At 62.6% G+C, this 17736-nt stretch carries 10 protein-coding genes; 6 read left to right on the plus strand and 4 right to left on the minus strand.

Annotation, left to right across the window (positions count from 1 at the left end; genetic code table 11):
- The first annotated feature begins 283 nt into the window (after positions 1–283).
- The 4 genes from J5J06_03480 to lepB all read left to right on the plus strand — a co-directional run bounded on the left by J5J06_03480 (position 284) and on the right by lepB (position 7177).
- A complete protein-coding gene (locus J5J06_03480; protein ID MCO6436128.1) occupies positions 284–2065 on the plus strand; it encodes a hypothetical protein in 1782 nt (593 codons plus the stop codon).
- Between the two features lie 31 nt (positions 2066–2096).
- A complete protein-coding gene (locus tag J5J06_03485) occupies positions 2097–4334 on the plus strand; it encodes a hypothetical protein (protein ID MCO6436129.1) in 2238 nt (745 codons plus the stop codon).
- Positions 4335–4339: 5 nt separating this feature from the next.
- Positions 4340–6232, plus strand: coding sequence for a signal peptide peptidase SppA (sppA, locus tag J5J06_03490; GenBank protein MCO6436130.1), 1893 nt, complete (start codon positions 4340–4342; stop codon positions 6230–6232).
- Between the two features lie 186 nt (positions 6233–6418).
- On the plus strand, positions 6419–7177 hold the full coding sequence (lepB, locus tag J5J06_03495; GenBank protein ID MCO6436131.1) for a signal peptidase I: 759 nt from the start codon (positions 6419–6421) through the stop codon (positions 7175–7177).
- A 40-nt stretch (positions 7178–7217) separates the two neighbouring features.
- Here lepB and J5J06_03500 read toward each other — a convergent pair whose 3' ends face one another.
- Positions 7218–8447 carry a hypothetical protein gene (locus J5J06_03500; GenBank protein MCO6436132.1) on the minus strand — a complete coding sequence of 410 codons (1230 nt, stop codon included), beginning with the start codon at positions 8445–8447 and terminating at the stop codon, positions 7218–7220.
- A 198-nt stretch (positions 8448–8645) separates the two neighbouring features.
- Entirely contained in the window at positions 8646–9371 is a 726-nt protein-coding gene (locus J5J06_03505) for a hypothetical protein (GenBank protein ID MCO6436133.1), read from the minus strand.
- A 393-nt stretch (positions 9372–9764) separates the two neighbouring features.
- Between J5J06_03505 and J5J06_03510 the strand changes: the two genes are divergently transcribed.
- Entirely contained in the window at positions 9765–11594 is a 1830-nt protein-coding gene (locus J5J06_03510; protein MCO6436134.1) for a S8 family serine peptidase, read from the plus strand.
- Positions 11595–11681: 87 nt separating this feature from the next.
- Here the strand turns inward: J5J06_03510 and J5J06_03515 are convergent, their stop codons facing one another.
- Both J5J06_03515 and J5J06_03520 read right to left on the minus strand, forming a co-directional pair.
- Positions 11682–12866, minus strand: coding sequence for a polysaccharide biosynthesis/export family protein (locus J5J06_03515; protein MCO6436135.1), 1185 nt, complete (start codon positions 12864–12866; stop codon positions 11682–11684).
- Positions 12867–13080: 214 nt separating this feature from the next.
- Positions 13081–13641, minus strand: coding sequence for a UpxY family transcription antiterminator (locus J5J06_03520; GenBank protein ID MCO6436136.1), 561 nt, complete (start codon positions 13639–13641; stop codon positions 13081–13083).
- A 269-nt stretch (positions 13642–13910) separates the two neighbouring features.
- Here J5J06_03520 and J5J06_03525 point away from each other — a divergent pair, with 269 nt between their 5' ends.
- Positions 13911–17507 (plus strand): PKD domain-containing protein, encoded by a 3597-nt coding sequence (locus tag J5J06_03525; GenBank protein ID MCO6436137.1) that lies wholly within the window; start codon positions 13911–13913, stop codon positions 17505–17507.
- Positions 17508–17736: the final 229 nt, after the last annotated feature.

Here is a 17736-nt window from a genome sequence, read left to right on the forward strand (position 1 = left end):
TTCTGCAAACCTGCCCGTTCGCGGTGAAAACCCCTGCGAAAACCGCCATTTCAGCATTGTTGCCCGGCGGCAGAAGCGGGTTTCGCCATGCCGGATACCGTCCCGGCCGCAAAGTCCGGTCGGGTCGGACTTACGAAACTGTCAGAAGATATGCGACAACGTGGCGTTTCGATCGCCTCGGTCCCGTGGTCTTCCGAAAAACTATGGTAAGATGGAAATCCGTTGAAGCGTCCCCCCGAAGCTTCGGGGATTTCCGTCCAGCAGATCAAAGGAGTGAATCCAGATGATTCGTAAATCGATTTCGGCTTTTCTCTGCGTTGCGTTGCTGAGTCCGTGTCTGGCGATGGCCGGGAGCATGAAGGATGTCCTTCGCACGATCCCGGGAGACGCGATGGGCGTTCTTGCGGTTCCGAGCCTCAAGCAGCTCGACACCGATTACCAGCAGTCCATCAAGGACCTGGGTCTTGGGGACATGGTGGCACCGCCGTTCGACTCGCTCATCGGCATGCTCAAGGCGAACCTCCCCATGCTGGAAGGCATCGACGAAGCGGGAGCATTCGCCGTGGTGGTCATGCCGGCCAACAACCTGTTCGAAATTAAAATGAAGCAGGCGTTGATCATTCCCGCGAAGGAGCCGCGGGCGATGCTGGAAAAGATGGGTGCGACACCCGGCGAAGAGGACACGTGGAACGTCAATTTCATGGGTACGCCCACCGTCGCCATGACCGGCGAGAAGCACATCACGCTGGCGATGATGAAGCCGACGCTCGATGCGATCAAGAAGAGCGAGAGGAACCTGGCGGATACGCTGCCGGCCTATGAGCTCGACGCGATGGACGGACTGGACATCGCCCTGTGGTTGGATGCCGCCACGCTGGTCAAGATGATCAAGCCGATGATCGACGTCGGTTTCGCCCAGGCGGCGATGGCTGCGGAGTCCGACTCGGGATCGTTCCAGGCGAAGCAAATGGAGTTGAGCAAGAAGCAGATGGACATGCTTCTGGACGGAGCCGGACAGGTTCTGCTGGGGATTTCGGTCAGCCCGACCGGGCTGGGAATGCGATTCCTGCTGAAGGCCCAGACCGGGACGGAACTGGCGTCGCAAATGCAGCTCTCCAACACGAAGGACTCCCTGCTGTCGGGCATTCCCGACGGGAAATACCTCGTGGCGGGCGGCCAGGTCATGACGGAGGAGCAGGCCAAGGCCTCGAAGGACCAGATCGAGGCGTACGCGAACCTTCTGGAGAGCATCGAAGGCATTGACAAGGCGAAGCTGGACGAGATCCGCAACACGCTGAAGGACTGGTCGGCCAACATCCGGGGGCTTCGGTTCGTGGCCGAGATGCTCTCGGGCGGGAATGACCTGCTGGGCGCGGCGGTCGTGTTCGAGACGACGGACGGACAGAAGTGGATTTCCATGACCACCGGCGTAATTGAGAAGGCGCGCGAGCTGGCCATGTCGGCGGACAAGACCGAGGGCGGCGAGCTCACCACGGCCATGAAGGCGCTGACGCTGAAGCGCGATGCGGAAGACGTGAACGGCGTGAAGGTGCAGCAACTCTCGTTCGACCTGAGCAAGATGGATGTGGACGAGGAAGACATCGAGGACATTAACAAGGTGATCGGGAAGGAAGGCATCACCATCCGCATGGGCGCCGCCGGCGACAAGGCCGCGGTGATCACCTTCGGCGGCGGGAAGGACTACTTCGCGCGGGTGGCGAAGGCGGCCAAGAGTAACGAGGCGGCCTTGGCGAAGAACCCGGGCATCCAGACGGTCACGAAGGGCCAGCCCGAAGCGCTCAACCAGGTCTTCTTCATGGCGCCGGACCGCATCCTGGAGACGATCAATGCGGTGATGACGCGAATGGAAGAGGAGCCCCTGCCGGTGAAGGTGCCGGAATTGACGTCTCCGGTGGCGATGATCGGCGTGGGCGGCGATGGCTGGTCGCGCATGGACCTTGTTCTTCCGATGGAAGTGCTCAAGGCGGGCAAGGACATGGCGATGACGATGATGGGTGCGGGCTCTCCGGTCGGCAACACCATACCGGAGGGAGACGAGGAATAAGCGCTGCCGCAATCGGACGGAGGAATGCGCGATGAAACGAGAAGTCCAACGGGTGACGCTCGCCGCCTTGGCGCTGGCGATGGTTCCACTTGCCGTAGTCCGCGCGAGTCCTTCGGGCCCGGCAGATGCGGGTTCCGTCGGGTTGGCGGGCGAGAACGAATTCATCATTCGCCCGCGTCTGGAGGTCCGCGTCCCGTCGGCCTGCCGGCTGATGTCGGAGACTCAACGCTCCCATGCGGGCGTCTTCGCAGACTTCGGCAAAGGGCTCTTGCTGGAGATTGCGCAGTCTTCGGCCGAGGGCATCAGTGCCCAGGAGGCGCTGGGCATCGCGAGCAGCTTTGCTTCCTGGCCGGATACGAGCGTCGGCGTGTTTGTCTTCGCCCCGGACCGTATCGGGCGGGAACGCTGGGCCGTTCGAACCGACTGGCCGGTGAAGGACCTGTCGCAACGGATCCGGAACCTGCTGGATCTGCCGGCGGCACAAGACGTTTTCGTCGGCATTCGGGCGGAGGCAGACGGCGGCGGACTGGTCTTGAAGCTAAACGACGAGCCATTCGCCCTGGTTTATGGCGCAGAGGACGGCGGCTCCGTGCTGGCCTCGCATGCGGAACTGCCTCTGCCGCCGCGAACGGCCGCCATGAAGGTTGCGGCCGCGGCAGCGGAAAAAGCCGGTGACGAAGACGCCGAGGAAAACGAGAACAAGTCGGACGGCGATTCGCCATCGAGCGATAACGACGCGGTGATCACCTGCCGTCTGAATCTGAAGGGAACCGAGCAGGACTCCGGCGCCACGTTCCTGTCGTCGTTCCAGGCAATCAGCGGCGTGGAATACACGGGGCGGGTTGATGGGGCCGGCAACTGGGTGGAGAAGATCCGCATTGACTGGCCACCGATCGCCGGCGTCGGCGCCAAGGTCATTTTCGGCAGGCTGAAACAGACGTTCTTCTCGCCGGACGAGGCTTTTGCCACGCTGGCGGTGAGCGTGTCGGCGGCACCGGGCCTGCTCGATCAACTGGCGGGGCTCGGCCCGCAGATGATGCTCCGCAACGAGGGCGAGTTCGAGGCCGTCGCCGATCTGGCGGCGGGCTCCATCAGCCAGATGATCGATGACTCGATGGCGCTGACCATTCTGCCGGGAACGGGCGTTTTCCCCGCCCCCGACTTCGTGGTTCAGGCGCGGACCGAGGATCCCGAAGCCCTGATCAAAGTGCTCCGCAAGCGGACTGAGCAGATCAACAAGCTCTACCGGGAGCGCGATCTGCCGGAGCCGTGGCGGGAGGAGGAAGTTCGGGGCCGTACGGTCTTCTGGAGCAACAGCCGGTCGACCATGCCGGGAGCGATCCTGCCGCTGGTGCTTCGGCCGGTCCTCTTCGTCACGCAGGAGAAGGACGACCGGGATCGTGAACGGAACTACCTTGTGGCGGGCTGGACCAGTGTCTCTCCGGACAGCCTGGTTCGGCGTTGGATCGACTTCCCCCGTACGAAGGACTTCCGGCAACTTCCCGATCGACGCAAGACGAACGGACAACTCTGGTTGAACTGGCAGCAGGTCTATCGCTGGGTCCAGCCATACATCGATCTGGCCATCAGCGGTGCGTCGCTGCACATGCTGACCCCGGACCGCGAAAAGATCGCGGATGACCTCACGAACGCCGTGGTGACGGCAAAGCTCGGATACACGGGCCTTTCGCTGTCGCACGAGGGCCCGATCCCGGCGGCGGTGATCGTGCTGCCGTCGATGTGGGCGTCGGCCAGCGCCGTGGATCGATCCGGCGGGAGCGATCTCGCCCGGGAACGGCTGGCCTGCCAGCAACTCAAAGTGCTCTATCATCACTGCAAGCTGTTCCGAAAGGACTTCGGTCGCTGGCCGGCGGAGGTTGCGGAACTCGACGGCTACATCGACTTCGCCGGACATCCGGAACTGCTCAAGCTGGAGCTCTCTTCCAGCCAGCAGTGGAGCGAGTTCTTCACGGATATGTTCACGTTTGACGGGGAGAAGAAGAAGGTCGAGGAAGACGAGGTCGAAGAAGGTCCCGGCGCCGGCATCGATGATGACCTGTACGTCATTGATTGGGGTCGCGATCGGTGGACGCTGGGGTACAAGCCCGGCACGCTGGAACACCTGGAGAAGCTGTACATCGACCAGGACGGCGAAATTCATCGCGTGGTAAGCAAGGATAAACCGGCTGCGGCGGCGAGCGGCGATGCGCCCCCGGCCACGTCGGATGCGTCCGCCGAGGACGGTCCGCAGGACCAGGAAGAGGAGTGAGCACGATGAGACGCGTCACATACGTACTGGGGTGGCTCGTGCTGCTGGGATTCGTCGCAGCGCCGGCCTATGCCGTGGAGAACGAGAAGAAGCCGGACAGCAGCGCTTCGTCAAACGAAGCCGCCAACGGCGAGGAACAAGAAAGCCCGATTCAGCGACTGGTCGAAGTGCGGATCGACGAATACGTCGTCCCCGCCCGGGCGATCAATATCCCGTTGCCCGGCAAGACCAAGACGCTGCAGGAGCTGCGCGAGCAGTTCAAGGACCTGGCGGAAGACGACCGGGTCGGGGCCGTGCTGCTGGATATCGGCACGCTCCAGCTCTCCATGCCCGACATCGAGGAGCTCCGCGCCAGCCTGGAGCTGCTCAAGAACAAGGGCAAGAAGGTCTCGGCGTTTCTCAACCTGGCGACGCCGAACGGATATCTCCTGGCTTGCGCGGCCGATGAGATCGTGGTGGCACCGACCGGGAACGTGGTGATTCCGGGACTGGGACGGGCGTTCCCGTTCCTGAAGGGTTACTACCAGATGGTCGGCATGGAATACGACGTCGTCACCGCGGGGCGCTTCAAGTATCCCGGCTTTGTCAATCGGCGGGAGCCGGACAAATTCTTCCTCGAGGAGTTCAACGCCATCCTGGACGGATGGATCGGCGACTACATGCGGATGATCGGCACGGCGCGGAAGCTGTCCCCCGAGGCCGTCAAGGACGCCATCAACCACGCGCTGTTTCGCGCCGACGAGGCCCTCCAGCGCGGCCTTGTGGATCGCCTGGCGTACTACGACGAGTGCAAGGAGCAGGTCCTGCGGCGGGGGAAGTACCGGCTCCAGAAATCGCGAGAAGAGGGCCTGGCCAACGTGAACTCGCTCCAGGACCTGATGGAGCTCATCAACGAGCAGATCCGCGAGCAGGAAGAAGCACGGAAGGCGGTGGGTCCCAAGATCGCGGTGCTCCAGGCGCGCGGTCCGATCATCGACATGACGCTGGGGCCGAGCTTCGCTTCCCAGGTTATTTCCCGGGAAGACTTCGTGAAGGTCGTCCGTGAGCTTCGCAAGAATGATTCGATCAAGGCGGTGGTCATGCATGTCGACTCGCCGGGCGGGTCGGGATATGCATCCGACGTCATCTGGCAAGAGCTTCGCGCCCTGGACGACGTCAAGCCGCTGGTGGTGAGCATGGGCTCGGTTGCAGGCTCGGGTGGATATTACATCGCGTGTCCGGCACGCAAGATTTTCGCCCATCCGACGACCATCACGGGTTCGATCGGCGTGATCGGCATTTTCCCGTCGATGCGGTCCATGTTGAACCGCATGGACTATGAAATGACCACGATGCAGCGCGGCGAGCGCGCACTGCTGGGCTCCGGACTGGATACGCTCTCGCCGGAGGAGCGGCAGTTCCTTCAGGATTACATCAGTGATTTCTACTCCGTGTTCGTCGATCGCGTGGCGACCGGACGGCGCATGCCCGCCGAGGTCGTGCGGCAGATCGCCGAAGGGCGCATCTACACGGGTCGCCAAGCCAAGGAGCTGCGTCTCATTGATGAACTTGGCAGCCTTTCCGATGCCATCGACGCCGCCCGCGAGATGGCCAACATCCCGCCGAGCGCTGAAGTGCGGATCGTATACTACCCCCGGGCGAGCAGTCTCGGCGAGCTGCTGGAAGGCATCGGATCGGTCTCCGCGGCCCAGGCGGTAAGTGTGTTCTCGCAAGCGGCCTCGCCGGCACCGGCCTTGCCGTTTGACGCGCAGTTGAAGCTGTTCTCGTCGAGGATCGAGCCGCTGTGCTGGATGGCGGTACCGCCCTTCTACGAGGGCGCGACGGTGCCGGGCGTATCCGTGCTGCCTTCGCTGCCGATGCGGAATACGCCGGCTCCCGCGTTGCCGTGGGCACCGTAGCGGGTCAGATCGAAACTGGGGTGACGTTTCCATGTCGATCACCCGATATTTTCAAGAGCGATGAAATACACGGCGGGAGCGTCATGGCGCTCCCGCCGTTCGTACTTGTGACGGCGGCTGGTGCGCCGGTCGACGTCGACTCCCGTTTTCTGAATCAAGCTATTCCTCCCATGTCGAGGATAAGAGATGACCGAACACAAGACGGATTTGGAATCGCCCGGCGGGTCGTCAGCTTTTCCGACACCATGTAGGCCGAGATGGCGCCGACGCGCACGCTTTCTGTGGGGCGAATGGATCAAGCCCATCGTTATCGTCGTGGCGATCTGCACGACATTCCGATCGGCCGTGGCGGATTGGAACGTGGTTCCCACGGGCTCCATGAAACCAACGATCGTCGAAGGCGATCGAATCGTCGTGAACAAGCTTGCCTACGGGCTGCGTGTGCCCGTAATGGGCTGGTGGCTGGCGGAGTGGTCACAACCGCAGCGCGGCGAGGTCGTTGTGCTCTTCGAGCCGAACACGGGACAGCGGCTGGTCAAGCGCGTCATCGGCGTGCCGGGCGATACGATCAGCGCGCTCAACGGCGTCCTGCTGGTGAACGGCGTCGCCGCGACGTATTCGTCGGCGAACGAGGCAGACATCGAAGCGGTCACGACGGAGGATCGTCGGACCCATGGATTCGCCACGGAGTCGCTTGGCGGCACAGAGCACGCGGTAATGCGCGTTCCGTTCGCCATCCGGTCAGGCGACTTCGGGCCTGTGGACGTCCCGCCCGGCCATTACTTCGTGATGGGAGACAATCGGGAGGAGAGTCGGGACTCGCGTGCTTTTGGCTGCGTGCCAAGATCGCTCATCGTCGGACGGACCCGACACGTTGCGCTCTCGCTTGACCCGCAATGGTGGTATCTGCCGCGATTAGACCGCTTCTGGCACGAACTGCGTTAGGCTCGCTTATCAGGCACGCGGTGGCGTCGAACTCCCGCGATCAGTGTGTGACAAGCCACGCGGACAGGACTTCCGTTCCGAGCTCAAGCTGCGGGTCCGCCCCAGCGGCATAGGGAATTTTGCGGGACATGGCGAAGTCGGGCTGTTGCGGTTTGCCCTCGAGCGACAGACGCTGGCCGGGAAGCATGAGGTAGCCGTCCAGGCCGACCGGTCCGGTGTGGGCCAGATCCACCGTCGTGACCGCCCCGGCGGTCCGCTCACCAACCATGATGATGCGGTTCGCGTCCCGCGCCGCGTTGACCACGATTTCCTTGGCACTGCGGGTTCCCGCTCCTGTCAGCACGACCATGGGACAAGCCGGCGGGGAAAGCGACCGACCGCCCACCGGAGAAGGTCCCCGTCCGAGCAGAAACCACGTCGCCGCCGTCGTGGTCCCTCCGTAGCCGTCGCGGAAGTCGAGGATGACGCCGTCAGCGTCGGCCGCTTCCGCAGCCAGATCGGAAAACATTCGTCCTGCACCAAGGAGCGTCCATACGTGGGCATAGACGAACGTGCGCCCGTCGCGTACGAACGAGCGAATGCTGGCCCGCATGGCTCGATGGATTGCCGCAGTCATCGACTCCCGCACCGGAACGAGTTCCACGAAATGCGAATGCCCGGGCGTCCGGCGCAGTTCGATTTGAACCGGACGACCGGACCTTCCGCGAAACGCCTCGACCGGGGTGAATGGCCCGTCGTCGACCGCAACCAGCTCATCTCCGACACAAATGTCGGCGTCGGATGCCGGAGAGGACTCCAGGATTCCTGCAACGAACCAGCGACCGGAAATGCGACTGGGGATGATACCGACGTGGTCCACGAGCAGACGCGCGCCGCCTCGCTCCAGCGCGCTGGAAAGCAACCAATAGTCCAGCTCGTCGTCCGTGAAGTACTGAAAGTGCGACTGACCTGTCGCCGCGATGAGTGCGTTGAGCCGATCGGCGAATTCCGCGTGCGAGCTCGAGGCGACAATGGCCGCCCGATGCGTCTGCACGAGGTTGTTCCATTGCTCCCGGCCGGCGCGCGAGGAGAAGAATCCGCCGCGGCGAATGCGTTGGAGAATCTCATCGAAGCGGTGCTCGGGACCGGCTGCCTCGAACGTTCCGGAATCGGGTTCGGTCGACCGTGACACTGCCGGCACCTCGACCGGACGTGCGATGGCCTTTCCCGCAGTGAACGCACAGGGGACAAACAGGAATACAAGCCGAAGAAAGAGCATTGCTCGGTTCATCCGCCGCTCCGTATCGCTCGCAGGAGGAAATGACCAAGTCCCCGTCTTTGTTTAGACGATTTCGGCAAGCGCTTTATTTCGTATTTCTGGCGGTTCCAGTTGGATTTGTCACGGCGAGAGCTACTGCGCGGCGCGCGAAAAAGCCCGGGTTCCATTTACGGAACCCGGGCTCTCTTGAATTCTCTCAGAGGACGATGCCTACGCGATGCGGCGGCGAAGCAGGCCGATCAGGCCAAAGCCCGCGAGGCCGAGAATCACGGCGCCCGGCACCGGAGCGGGGCGAGCGGTGAACAGCCAGTCCGAGGACGTAACGTGAACCGGATTCCCGGCCGCATCTTTGTAGCCGTCGTGCGTGAGCCAGCCCCAGCCGCTGATGCCCGCGAAACCGCGGTGACCGGGAGCGGAGCTGTCGTCACCGAAACGGAAGCTGAAGTTCCCGTCCGATTTGTCGACCAGGTTGTACGACTGCATGCTGCCGAACTGGGCCGTGATCGTTCCCGAATTGGCGGCGTCTTCGTCCGTAACGCGAACGTCATCCAGGTTGTAGCCGTCGGCGGCGCTGGTCACGTTCGTGGTGTAGGTGAAGTCCACCTTCCACCAGCCCGCAGTCCCGGCTCCGTAGCCGCTTCCTGTATCCTGGCCACCGTAGACGTCACCGAAAATGTGGATCGTGCCCGCACCCAGATCGAAATCGAGGTACATGGCCGACTGCATCGAGCCGTCGTCATAATCAAAATCGAACGTGAACCGATGGCTCGTGTTCCCATCGAGTCCGTCCAAGCGCAGACCGTACGGCGGAGGAACGAGGTTCCCGTCCGGGTGGTTGTGCAGGCGATAAAGAACGTCCGGAACCATGACCGCCATTGCGGACTGAGCCAGCCCCAAGACAACGGCCACAACTGCGAGAGACGCAAAGCGCTTCATGATCATTTCCCCTAACCTGCGCGATCGTTGCGCGGTGAACTTCCGTTTACGGTTTCACAATCCGGGATTTCCTCCGGCCGGGGGGCATGATAACAGCACTGGAATATCGGAATCAATACTGACCCTGCAAAAATTGCGCAAATATTGCTAACCATGCTCCGATAAGCACTTATGACCGATTCGGGCTGCCGGACCGTAGACTTGGAAGGCCCCCGCCGTCGGGGCTGAGGCTTTTTTCCACGCGGGCGGGAGTCGCCAAAGCGGCCCGCCGATACGCCCACGGACAAATGCAATTGGAGTACGGCGTCCGAGAATCTGTGGGCCGCCTCGTCCATCGGGTTCTCGATCTTGATGGTGCCGAACTCGCTTCAACGACCGTAGGGAGGTAGTCCATTGGCTCGGAGTCGATATCGAATTGGGCTCGCCGGACTTGTGGCGGCGATGTTGATGGGATGCGGTACGACCACGGTACCGAATGCATCACCCAGCGAGGATGAACTTCCCGCCACCAAGGTCTTTGCAGATGACACCGATCCCGATCTGGCTTTGTTGCCAGTGGTTGAATCAGAGCTCCTGGTACAACCATTTCCGGGTGCGTCAGAAGAAAAGATCAACGCCGTGTATGCGGCGGCCGGGGCGGCGGCGTCCAAGACTCTGCCGGAGATCGGCGTCACGGTTCTTACGACGGCCGAAGGCGCCACGGACGAGGTTGCGGCCTCGCTCGCGGAATCCGGTCTGATCGAGGAAATCCACCGCAATTATGTCTTTACGGCCGAGCGCGTGGCCAATGATTCGCTTATCGCAGACCAGACACACCTATTCTTCATCGATCTTCCCGAGGCGTGGGACATCAGTACGGGCGACGACGCCATCGTGGTGGGTGTTGTGGACAGCGGAATCGATGAGTCGCACCCCGACCTTCAAGACAAGATCCTGACGGGCTGGAACGTTTACGATGAAAGCGGCGACTTTGGTGACGAGGCGGGTCACGGGACGCAAGCCGCCGGCGTCGCCGCGGCAGCGTCGAACAACGCAACCGGTGTCGCCGGTGTGTCGTGGGGAAGCCCGATCGTCGCCATTCGCGCCGCGGACGGCACGGGACGGTCGACGAGCCGCCATCTTGCGGCCGGCATTCTCCGGGCGGAGGAGGAAGGCGCGGATGTTATCAACGTCAGTTTCGCGCCGCTCTGGTCGAATTCCATCGTCCAAGCCGCGGCCGAGCGGGCCCAGGCTCAAGGCTCCCTCGTGGTGATCAGCGCCGGCAACGGCGGTCGATACCGCGACGCCGACGGCTTCGACGCCGCGCTGTTTGTCGGCGCACTCGTGGACGACACGCGAATCGCGCCGTTTTCCGATCGTGGACCGTTCGTTGATCTCGTGGCTCCGGGAACCGCCATCGAGACCACATCGCTTGGCGGCGGGTACGGTCCCGCGACGGGAACGTCTTTCGCAGCGCCCATCGTCACGGGCGTGGCCGCGCTGATGTGGTCGGCGAATCCTGAGCTTCGCCCGACGACCATTGCCCAACTCCTTCGAGACACTTCCGCCGATCTGGGCAACAGTGGTCGGGATGACACGTTCGGCTACGGCCGGGTCGACGCAGGGGCCGCGGTGAGCGCCGCCGCCGCAACCGTCGAATCTCGTGACGACACTCCCCCGCGCGTCCGCGTCCTGGGACCCCGCAGCGGAAGCCGGCAGAGCCGGTTGTTTGCAGCTCGCGTTTCGGCAAGTGACGAGAGCGGGGTGGCGGACGTGGTGCTGTCCATCGACGGCGCGGCGTTCGCGGTGGACACGCGAGCGCCCTATTTGTTTGCGGTTGACCCCAGCGCGTTCGGCACCGGTGAGCACGAGATCACCGCCGTAGCGACGGACACGAATGGGAACCGCAGCGATGCGGCTTCGGTTCGCGTCACGTTCTTGACTTCGCGCGGTTCGGACCCATCCGGAACGGTGTCGTTCCGGTCGCCGCGCGACGGTTCCATTGTTCAAGGCGATGTGACCATCTCGGCCGACGTGGCGTCGGGCGACGGATTGGCGACCATCGAGTGGATTATCGATGGGGAAACGGTTCTGACCCAGGCCGTTTCGGGAACCAGCAGTCGAGTCAGCTACCGATGGCGCAGTGCCGCCCGAGAGGACGGAGCGCACACGATTGTCCTTCGCGTGATCAGCGCTGAGGGTGACGCGTTCTTGGGAACACTTGAGGTCACGTCCATTCGGTGACGGAACGACGTGTGTTCAATTTCGCCGACGCTGACGATGTTGCACCGGCGGCCTGGAGGATGGTCCGCACAGCGGACCGCATATCCCTTACTGCACGGGACGGCTGGTCAGATTCTGGAGCGCGGAGTTCCGGTTCAGGAAGCCCAGCGGATCAAATGTACTCTGTTGATCGAATCCCCGGCCGCTCTGCTGACCCGCGCGGTTCAGGTATTCCACACCCGTAACGCTGTAGGTGACACTGACGCCCGCCCGCATGAAGAAGTTGCGGTTGATGAAATCCTGCACGCGTGTTCCCAGCGTGTCGGGCACCCAGAGGATATCGCCGGCCAGAAGATCGATGTTGGGATCCTCTCCCCGGGCGATGCGGTGAAGATTCAGTTTGACCTGCACGTCGGTGCCGTCGTCAAGCCGGCGGATAAGCGTTCCCTCGCGCGGGGTGAGGTCGGGCCGCGTTCCACCGGCGGCGGCCAAGGCTTGGAGGATGTTGACGTCCGTGCCCGCCGGATAACTCTGCGGACCGGTTTGCAGGACAAGTCCGCCGACGAAAACGGTGTTGGGTCGGGCCGCGTCCACAAAGATCATGTCCCCGGCCTCGAGCGGTTCGGCCGCCAGCGCTTCCTGAAAACTCAGCGGATCCTTGAGCTGGTAGGTTTCGGGCTCGTATGGGTTGCGGATGCGTCGCAGCGTGGCCTGTCCTGAAGCCAGGTCGGTCACGCCGCCCGCGGCCACGATGGCGAAGACGATGTTTCGTTCCGTGCGGCGCAGCGGGACGAATCCAGGAATTGTCACTGCACCCGTGACGAGGACGTTGGACGTATCCGGAGCAACAAGGTCGGTAAAGACAACGCCCTCCGTGACCACTGCCGGGATGTACGCATCGCGGATGCGCCGGTCGACTTCATCCATGGCCAGCCCGGAGACCTTCAGAGATCCCACAATGGGCAGCTCGATTTCGCCGTCGCGGTCGACGCGAACATGCGTCATCGGAAACAGCGGGGTCTGGTCGGCGCGGACCATGCTGATGGATAGCACGTCATTCGGACCGACCACGTAGGGTCCGAGGACATCATCGATATTCACCTGCGGCGGCGTCACCGGAGCGTCCACGGGAAGCAACTCGACGGCGTGCTGCATGGCAACGAACTTGTCCAGCGAGATACGATGATCCGGCGCGCAGCCGGTCCCGGCGAATGCAGCAGCCAGAGCAACTGCGAGAAATGTGCCAAGACGAGTCTCGATCAGACGCAGATCTGTTTGGAATGGCGGCTTCATGACCCATTCACCTCTTGACCAGAAATCGCTTATCGGAACGTTAGGCCGGCCCGAAGCGCGGGTACGCGTGCGCTGCGTCCGGCCGCACCCTAGCTTTCGACCGATTCTGGGGGGCAGGTCCAGAAAAATGCGCCCTGACGAGCCGCAGGAGCTTACGGCGAAGCGCACCAGGGTCGTCCGGCCGCGGCGGCAGGCTGATTCTCAATGCTGGTAATCAGTCGATGACTTCGAGGTGGCTCGAATCAATTTCGAGTTCGGCGGACTGGCCGACGAATTGAACGCCCACGAAGACCTTCCAGGGGCCGCGGCGCCGGAGAACGATGCCCTCCAGTCCGATAAGACTGCCGGAAATCACGCGGCATCGAACGCCCGAGCGGAGGCGGGGATAGAGATCGACGGGCACGTCGCTCTCCACGACCTGCTGGATGCGGCTCAGGTCGGCGCGAAGGCCGTCCTGGTCGGGCACTTCGAGGATGTTGGCCACACGCTCCGTTCGAAGGGCGATCTGCCGTTCAGCGTCAGCACCGCAGAGAAAGACGTAGCAGGGAAACAGGGGAATCTCCACGGTGCGGCGGCGCCCGGCGTAGATGCGCGGCACCCGGATCAGCGGGAGAAAATGGGCCACGCCCTGGCGGAGTAGCTCGGCGGCGATGACCTTCTCATTCCGTGATCGGGTGTGAAGAACACACCACCGACCATCAAACGCGTCGATCGAAGGCCCCCGTCGCAAGGGGATTTCGCTGGCAGCGGCTATTTCTTTGGCAGGCAACGTCATCTCGGGCTTCTGCGTTCGGATTGTCGGCAAGCGGCCAACGGTGTTATCGGCACTTGCGCCGGCGCATCGGGGTTGGCGGCATACACTGTTTTATAGGCGCCTGCCCCCCGTCGTCCCAGGAATTCCGAATCCGCCCCTCCCCGAAACTCAACCTATCTTAACCTGATAAAGAGGGGTCCGGGATCATTCGGAACCGCCTGCTCGCAGAAGTCATTTGCGCCCAGCGGAGGCCGGTTGCGACTAGCAGGCTTCAGGGGGGAGAAGCAGCCGTGGCCTGGAATCCGCGCGCCTGGTCCGCGTTCCAATATCCGCTCATATTCGCCGCACTGTTTCTGTCCAACCTCCCCGGATGCGGGGGTCTGCTCGCCGACTCACGCTCGAGCCTGCCCAGCACCATCGTGGATGACCCCGCCACACCGGATAATGACAATTCCTCGCTCGCCAACGACAACGGTTCAAATGACGTCATCGACCCGGCCGGGCTCGATCCTTCCGAATTTCAGCTTGAAGCCACGCAGGATCCGGAAAACGCCGGAAAATGGAACTTTGCGGTCAAGGCGCCAGCCCGTCAGCCCATCAACGACACCGCCCTGCAATTCGAGTGGGATTTCGGCGACGGCGTCGTCGCCTTTGGGAGCTCCCAGGTTCACCTTTTTTCTGAGCCCGGAGAGCACCTTGTCGTTGTTCGCGCCGTCGACCGCTCCGGTGAAGCGCTGTTCACGCTGACGCTGGTCGTGACGGTTCCACCCCCGAATGAGCCGCCGAGTGCCGACGCCGGAGCCGACCAGGTCGCATTCGAAGGGGACGTCGTGGCGCTGTCGGGCGCGCGGAGCCGCGATCCGGAAGGTGTTTCCTTGAGCTACAGTTGGGCGCAGGTCGGGTCCGGCCCGTCGGTCACGTTGAGCAATCCGCGAGCGGCGCTGACGACCTTCACCGCGCCAGATGTTACGCGAGACACCGTGCTCCAGTTTGAACTGCAAGTCGACGACGGCACGAACACCTCACAGGATGTCGTGATCGTCGAAGTCCTCGACTCCATTGACAACGCTGCAGCCCCGCCAACGGCGATCGCCGGTGCGGACCTTCAGGCGTCGGCCGGTGAGACCGTCATGCTCGATGGCAGTTCAAGCCTGCCGTCAGCCGGGGGAACACTCACGTTCGAGTGGGTCCAGACACAGGGACCAAGCGTTACGCTGAGTGATGCCCAATCGGCCCGGCCAAGCTTCGTTGCCCCGCCCGTAACCGAACCTCAGGTGCTGACCTTTGTGCTGACCGTTTTCGAGGACGACCTGTCGGGATTCGACGATGTCGCGGTGACCGTCTCGCCGGCTGTCACGCTTCCGGGCGGGGGTGGGGGAGGTGGCTCGGAGTCGGACGCCTGCCCGGATGACCCGCTGAAAACTGATCCTGGATTGTGCGGCTGCGGCGTCCCGGATACGGACTCCGACGGAGACGGCACGCCGGACTGCAACGATTCCTGCCCGGCCGACCCGGCAAAGATCGCGGCCGGCGTGTGTGGCTGCGGGGTATCCGAGGTGGACAGTGACTCCGATGGAGTGCCGGATTGTAACGACGCCTGTCCCGGGTTCGACGACGCCGCGGATGCGGACGACGACGGCACGCCGGACGGGTGCGAGCCGCCCAGCCTCTGCGTGAGCACAACCTCACTGAACTTCGGGCTGGTTACATCCCAGCTTTCCTTTCAGGTGCGGAATTGCGGGGGCGGATCGTTAAGCTACACTGTCAGTGATAACCGGGCCTGGCTATCGGCGTCGCCAACGAGTGGAACCAGCACGGGCGAGAGTGACACGATCACGGCTGCGGTCGATCGGACGGGCTTGGCGGACAATTCCTACGGGGGGACCATTACCGTGACACCGAGCACGGGTTCGGCAATTGCCATCATCGTGAGCATGTCCGTTGCCCAGGGGCCGGGACCGGCACCGACCATCTCGCTGGTTCCGACGCGGACTTCGGGCGTTTCGCCATTCGGGGTGTTCTTCGACGCCAGCGGTACGACCAGTCCGAGTACCAGCCGCCCATTCCACGAACTGAACTACGAATGGGACTTTGGCGATCCGAACGCGACGTTCAAGAACGTAAAGCGCTGCACGGGCACGGCCATGCCCTGCTCGACCAACAGTGACTGCGCTCCGGGACAATCGTGCAACCCGCTCAGCACGGCCGTGGACTCCGGACCGATGGTCGCCCACGTATTCGAACTGCCGCGCACATGCAGTGGATCGGGGGCGAGCTGCCAGACGGACGGGAATTGCCCTTCGGGCCAGACGTGCAACGAAGTTGCCTCGAAAAACTATACGGTCACGCTCACGGTTCGCGACGCCAACGGCGTCACCGCGACGGCCCAGCAGATCATCAGCGTGACGCGGTTCTCGGGAACAACGTATTACGCGGCCAGCGGCGTGAACGAGAACGGGCAGTCGACGGGGTCGGCCGGCAGCGATACGAACAACGGCCTGACGCCGGCGACGGCGTTCAAGAGTTGGGAAAAGGCCATCACCATGCTGTTCCTGTCAAACGGCCCGCGGCGGGTGCTGCTGCGGCGGGGAGATGCGTTCAATGCAACGCAGGCCTTTGCCGGGTCGACGTCAATCAGCAACAAGACCGGTCCGTACATCCTCGGGGCGTACGGCACGGGCGCGGACCCGGTCATCCAGACGCTGCACGAGAGCACGACGCTGGAGTTCAAGAGCACGACAAGTGACGTGCGGCTGATGGACCTGGAGTTTCGGGGCCCGCCGGCGGGAACGCAAGCCGGGACGGCACTGGGTGTTGGAAAGGACTTCGTTATTCTGAGAATTACCGTCCGGCAATACCGGACAGCAATCGGCGCGGGATGGGGTTTTACAAGTGGCTCGATCATCGCCGATTCAACGCTCGCCGATCAGGATGACTACGGCATCTATTACAGTTCCGGAACGGGAAACGCTCCTCCGAAGCACATTGGCTTCATCGGGTGCACATTTGATCGCGTCGTAAGCGAACATCTCGTTCGAACGTACATTACGCATTCTGTAATTTCTCACAATACGTTTCGAAATGGCAATTCGCGAGGTCATTACCTGAAGCTCTGTGGCGCAGGCGAGACCGACCAATTGAAGTCTGCCCGAATGGTTGTTGCCGGAAACGCCTGGGTCCCGCCGGGTGAAAGCGCCTGGATCTGCTCAGTCGGTCCGGAGAACGTGGCAAGTCGTCAGCTCGTCGAAGACGTGATCTTCGAGCGAAACGTTTTTGACTTCCGAACCTCGGCGGGCGGACAAGACGCCATCCAGTCCAGGGGCGCCAACGATGTCACCGTCCGGAACAACCTCTTTTTGGATACGCGGTCCTGGGTCGCACTGGGCTCCCCCGTGCCGGGATTCAGCACGTTCAACAACTGGCACATTTACAACAATACGAGCTGGCGCAACCTGAACGTGGACACAACGCTGGTCCGCGTTTCGGACACCGGGAATGCGCCCCAGGGGATGGTGATTCGCAACAACATCGGCGCTGTCTTGCAGGCCACGACGCCGGTCGTCAAGGCGCTTGATCTTGCGTACGTCCCGACAGACGCGGTGCAGGCGTCCAACAACCTCTGGTACTTTCCGACGCAGTCAAACGGCAGGATCTTCACGCTGAATGGCAGCAGCTATGCGTTCAGTGAATGGCAGGCGCTGGGGAAGGGAACGGGCAGTCTGTTGGCCAATCCACTATTCGCCGATGGCCCGCTGAACCTGACCTTGCAGGCTGCGAGTCCGGCCGTGAACAGCGGCACCCATTCCGGTACTGCCATGGAGGACATCCTGCACGTTCATCGGCCCGTCGGGTCTGCGCCGGATATGGGCGCGTTTGAGCGGAATTGAGATTCGATCTGAGATGAATCGAGTGGAATTAGGACACCACCTGTTCCCGACGTGATTGCCTGCGTCAGGGACGCTCTTTTCTTACTCCGTGGGGAGAAACGCACCTATTGCCTTACGTACCAGCATGGCACTCAGGCGGCGTGCTTCAAGCAATACCTCCCGTTAGTGGAGAAGGTGCGAAACCTCGTGGAGGATTGGGGTATCAACTGCCCGACGATCTCCAGTGAAA

The organism is Phycisphaerae bacterium, from assembly GCA_024102815.1.
Classification (GTDB): domain Bacteria; phylum Planctomycetota; class Phycisphaerae; order UBA1845; family UBA1845; genus JAGFJJ01.

Excerpts from the sequence above, each read along its gene's own strand:
- J5J06_03480 (MCO6436128.1), top strand. The coding sequence starts at position 284 with ATGATTCGTAAATCGATTTCGGCTTTTCTCTGCGTTGCGTTGCTGAGT.
- J5J06_03485 (MCO6436129.1), top strand. The coding sequence starts at position 2,097 with ATGAAACGAGAAGTCCAACGGGTGACGCTCGCCGCCTTGGCGCTGGCG.
- sppA (MCO6436130.1), top strand. The coding sequence starts at position 4,340 with ATGAGACGCGTCACATACGTACTGGGGTGGCTCGTGCTGCTGGGATTC.
- lepB (MCO6436131.1), top strand. The coding sequence starts at position 6,419 with ATGACCGAACACAAGACGGATTTGGAATCGCCCGGCGGGTCGTCAGCT.
- J5J06_03500 (MCO6436132.1), bottom strand. The coding sequence starts at position 8,447 with ATGAACCGAGCAATGCTCTTTCTTCGGCTTGTATTCCTGTTTGTCCCC.
- J5J06_03505 (MCO6436133.1), bottom strand. The coding sequence starts at position 9,371 with ATGAAGCGCTTTGCGTCTCTCGCAGTTGTGGCCGTTGTCTTGGGGCTG.
- J5J06_03515 (MCO6436135.1), bottom strand. The coding sequence starts at position 12,866 with ATGAAGCCGCCATTCCAAACAGATCTGCGTCTGATCGAGACTCGTCTT.
- J5J06_03520 (MCO6436136.1), bottom strand. The coding sequence starts at position 13,641 with ATGACGTTGCCTGCCAAAGAAATAGCCGCTGCCAGCGAAATCCCCTTG.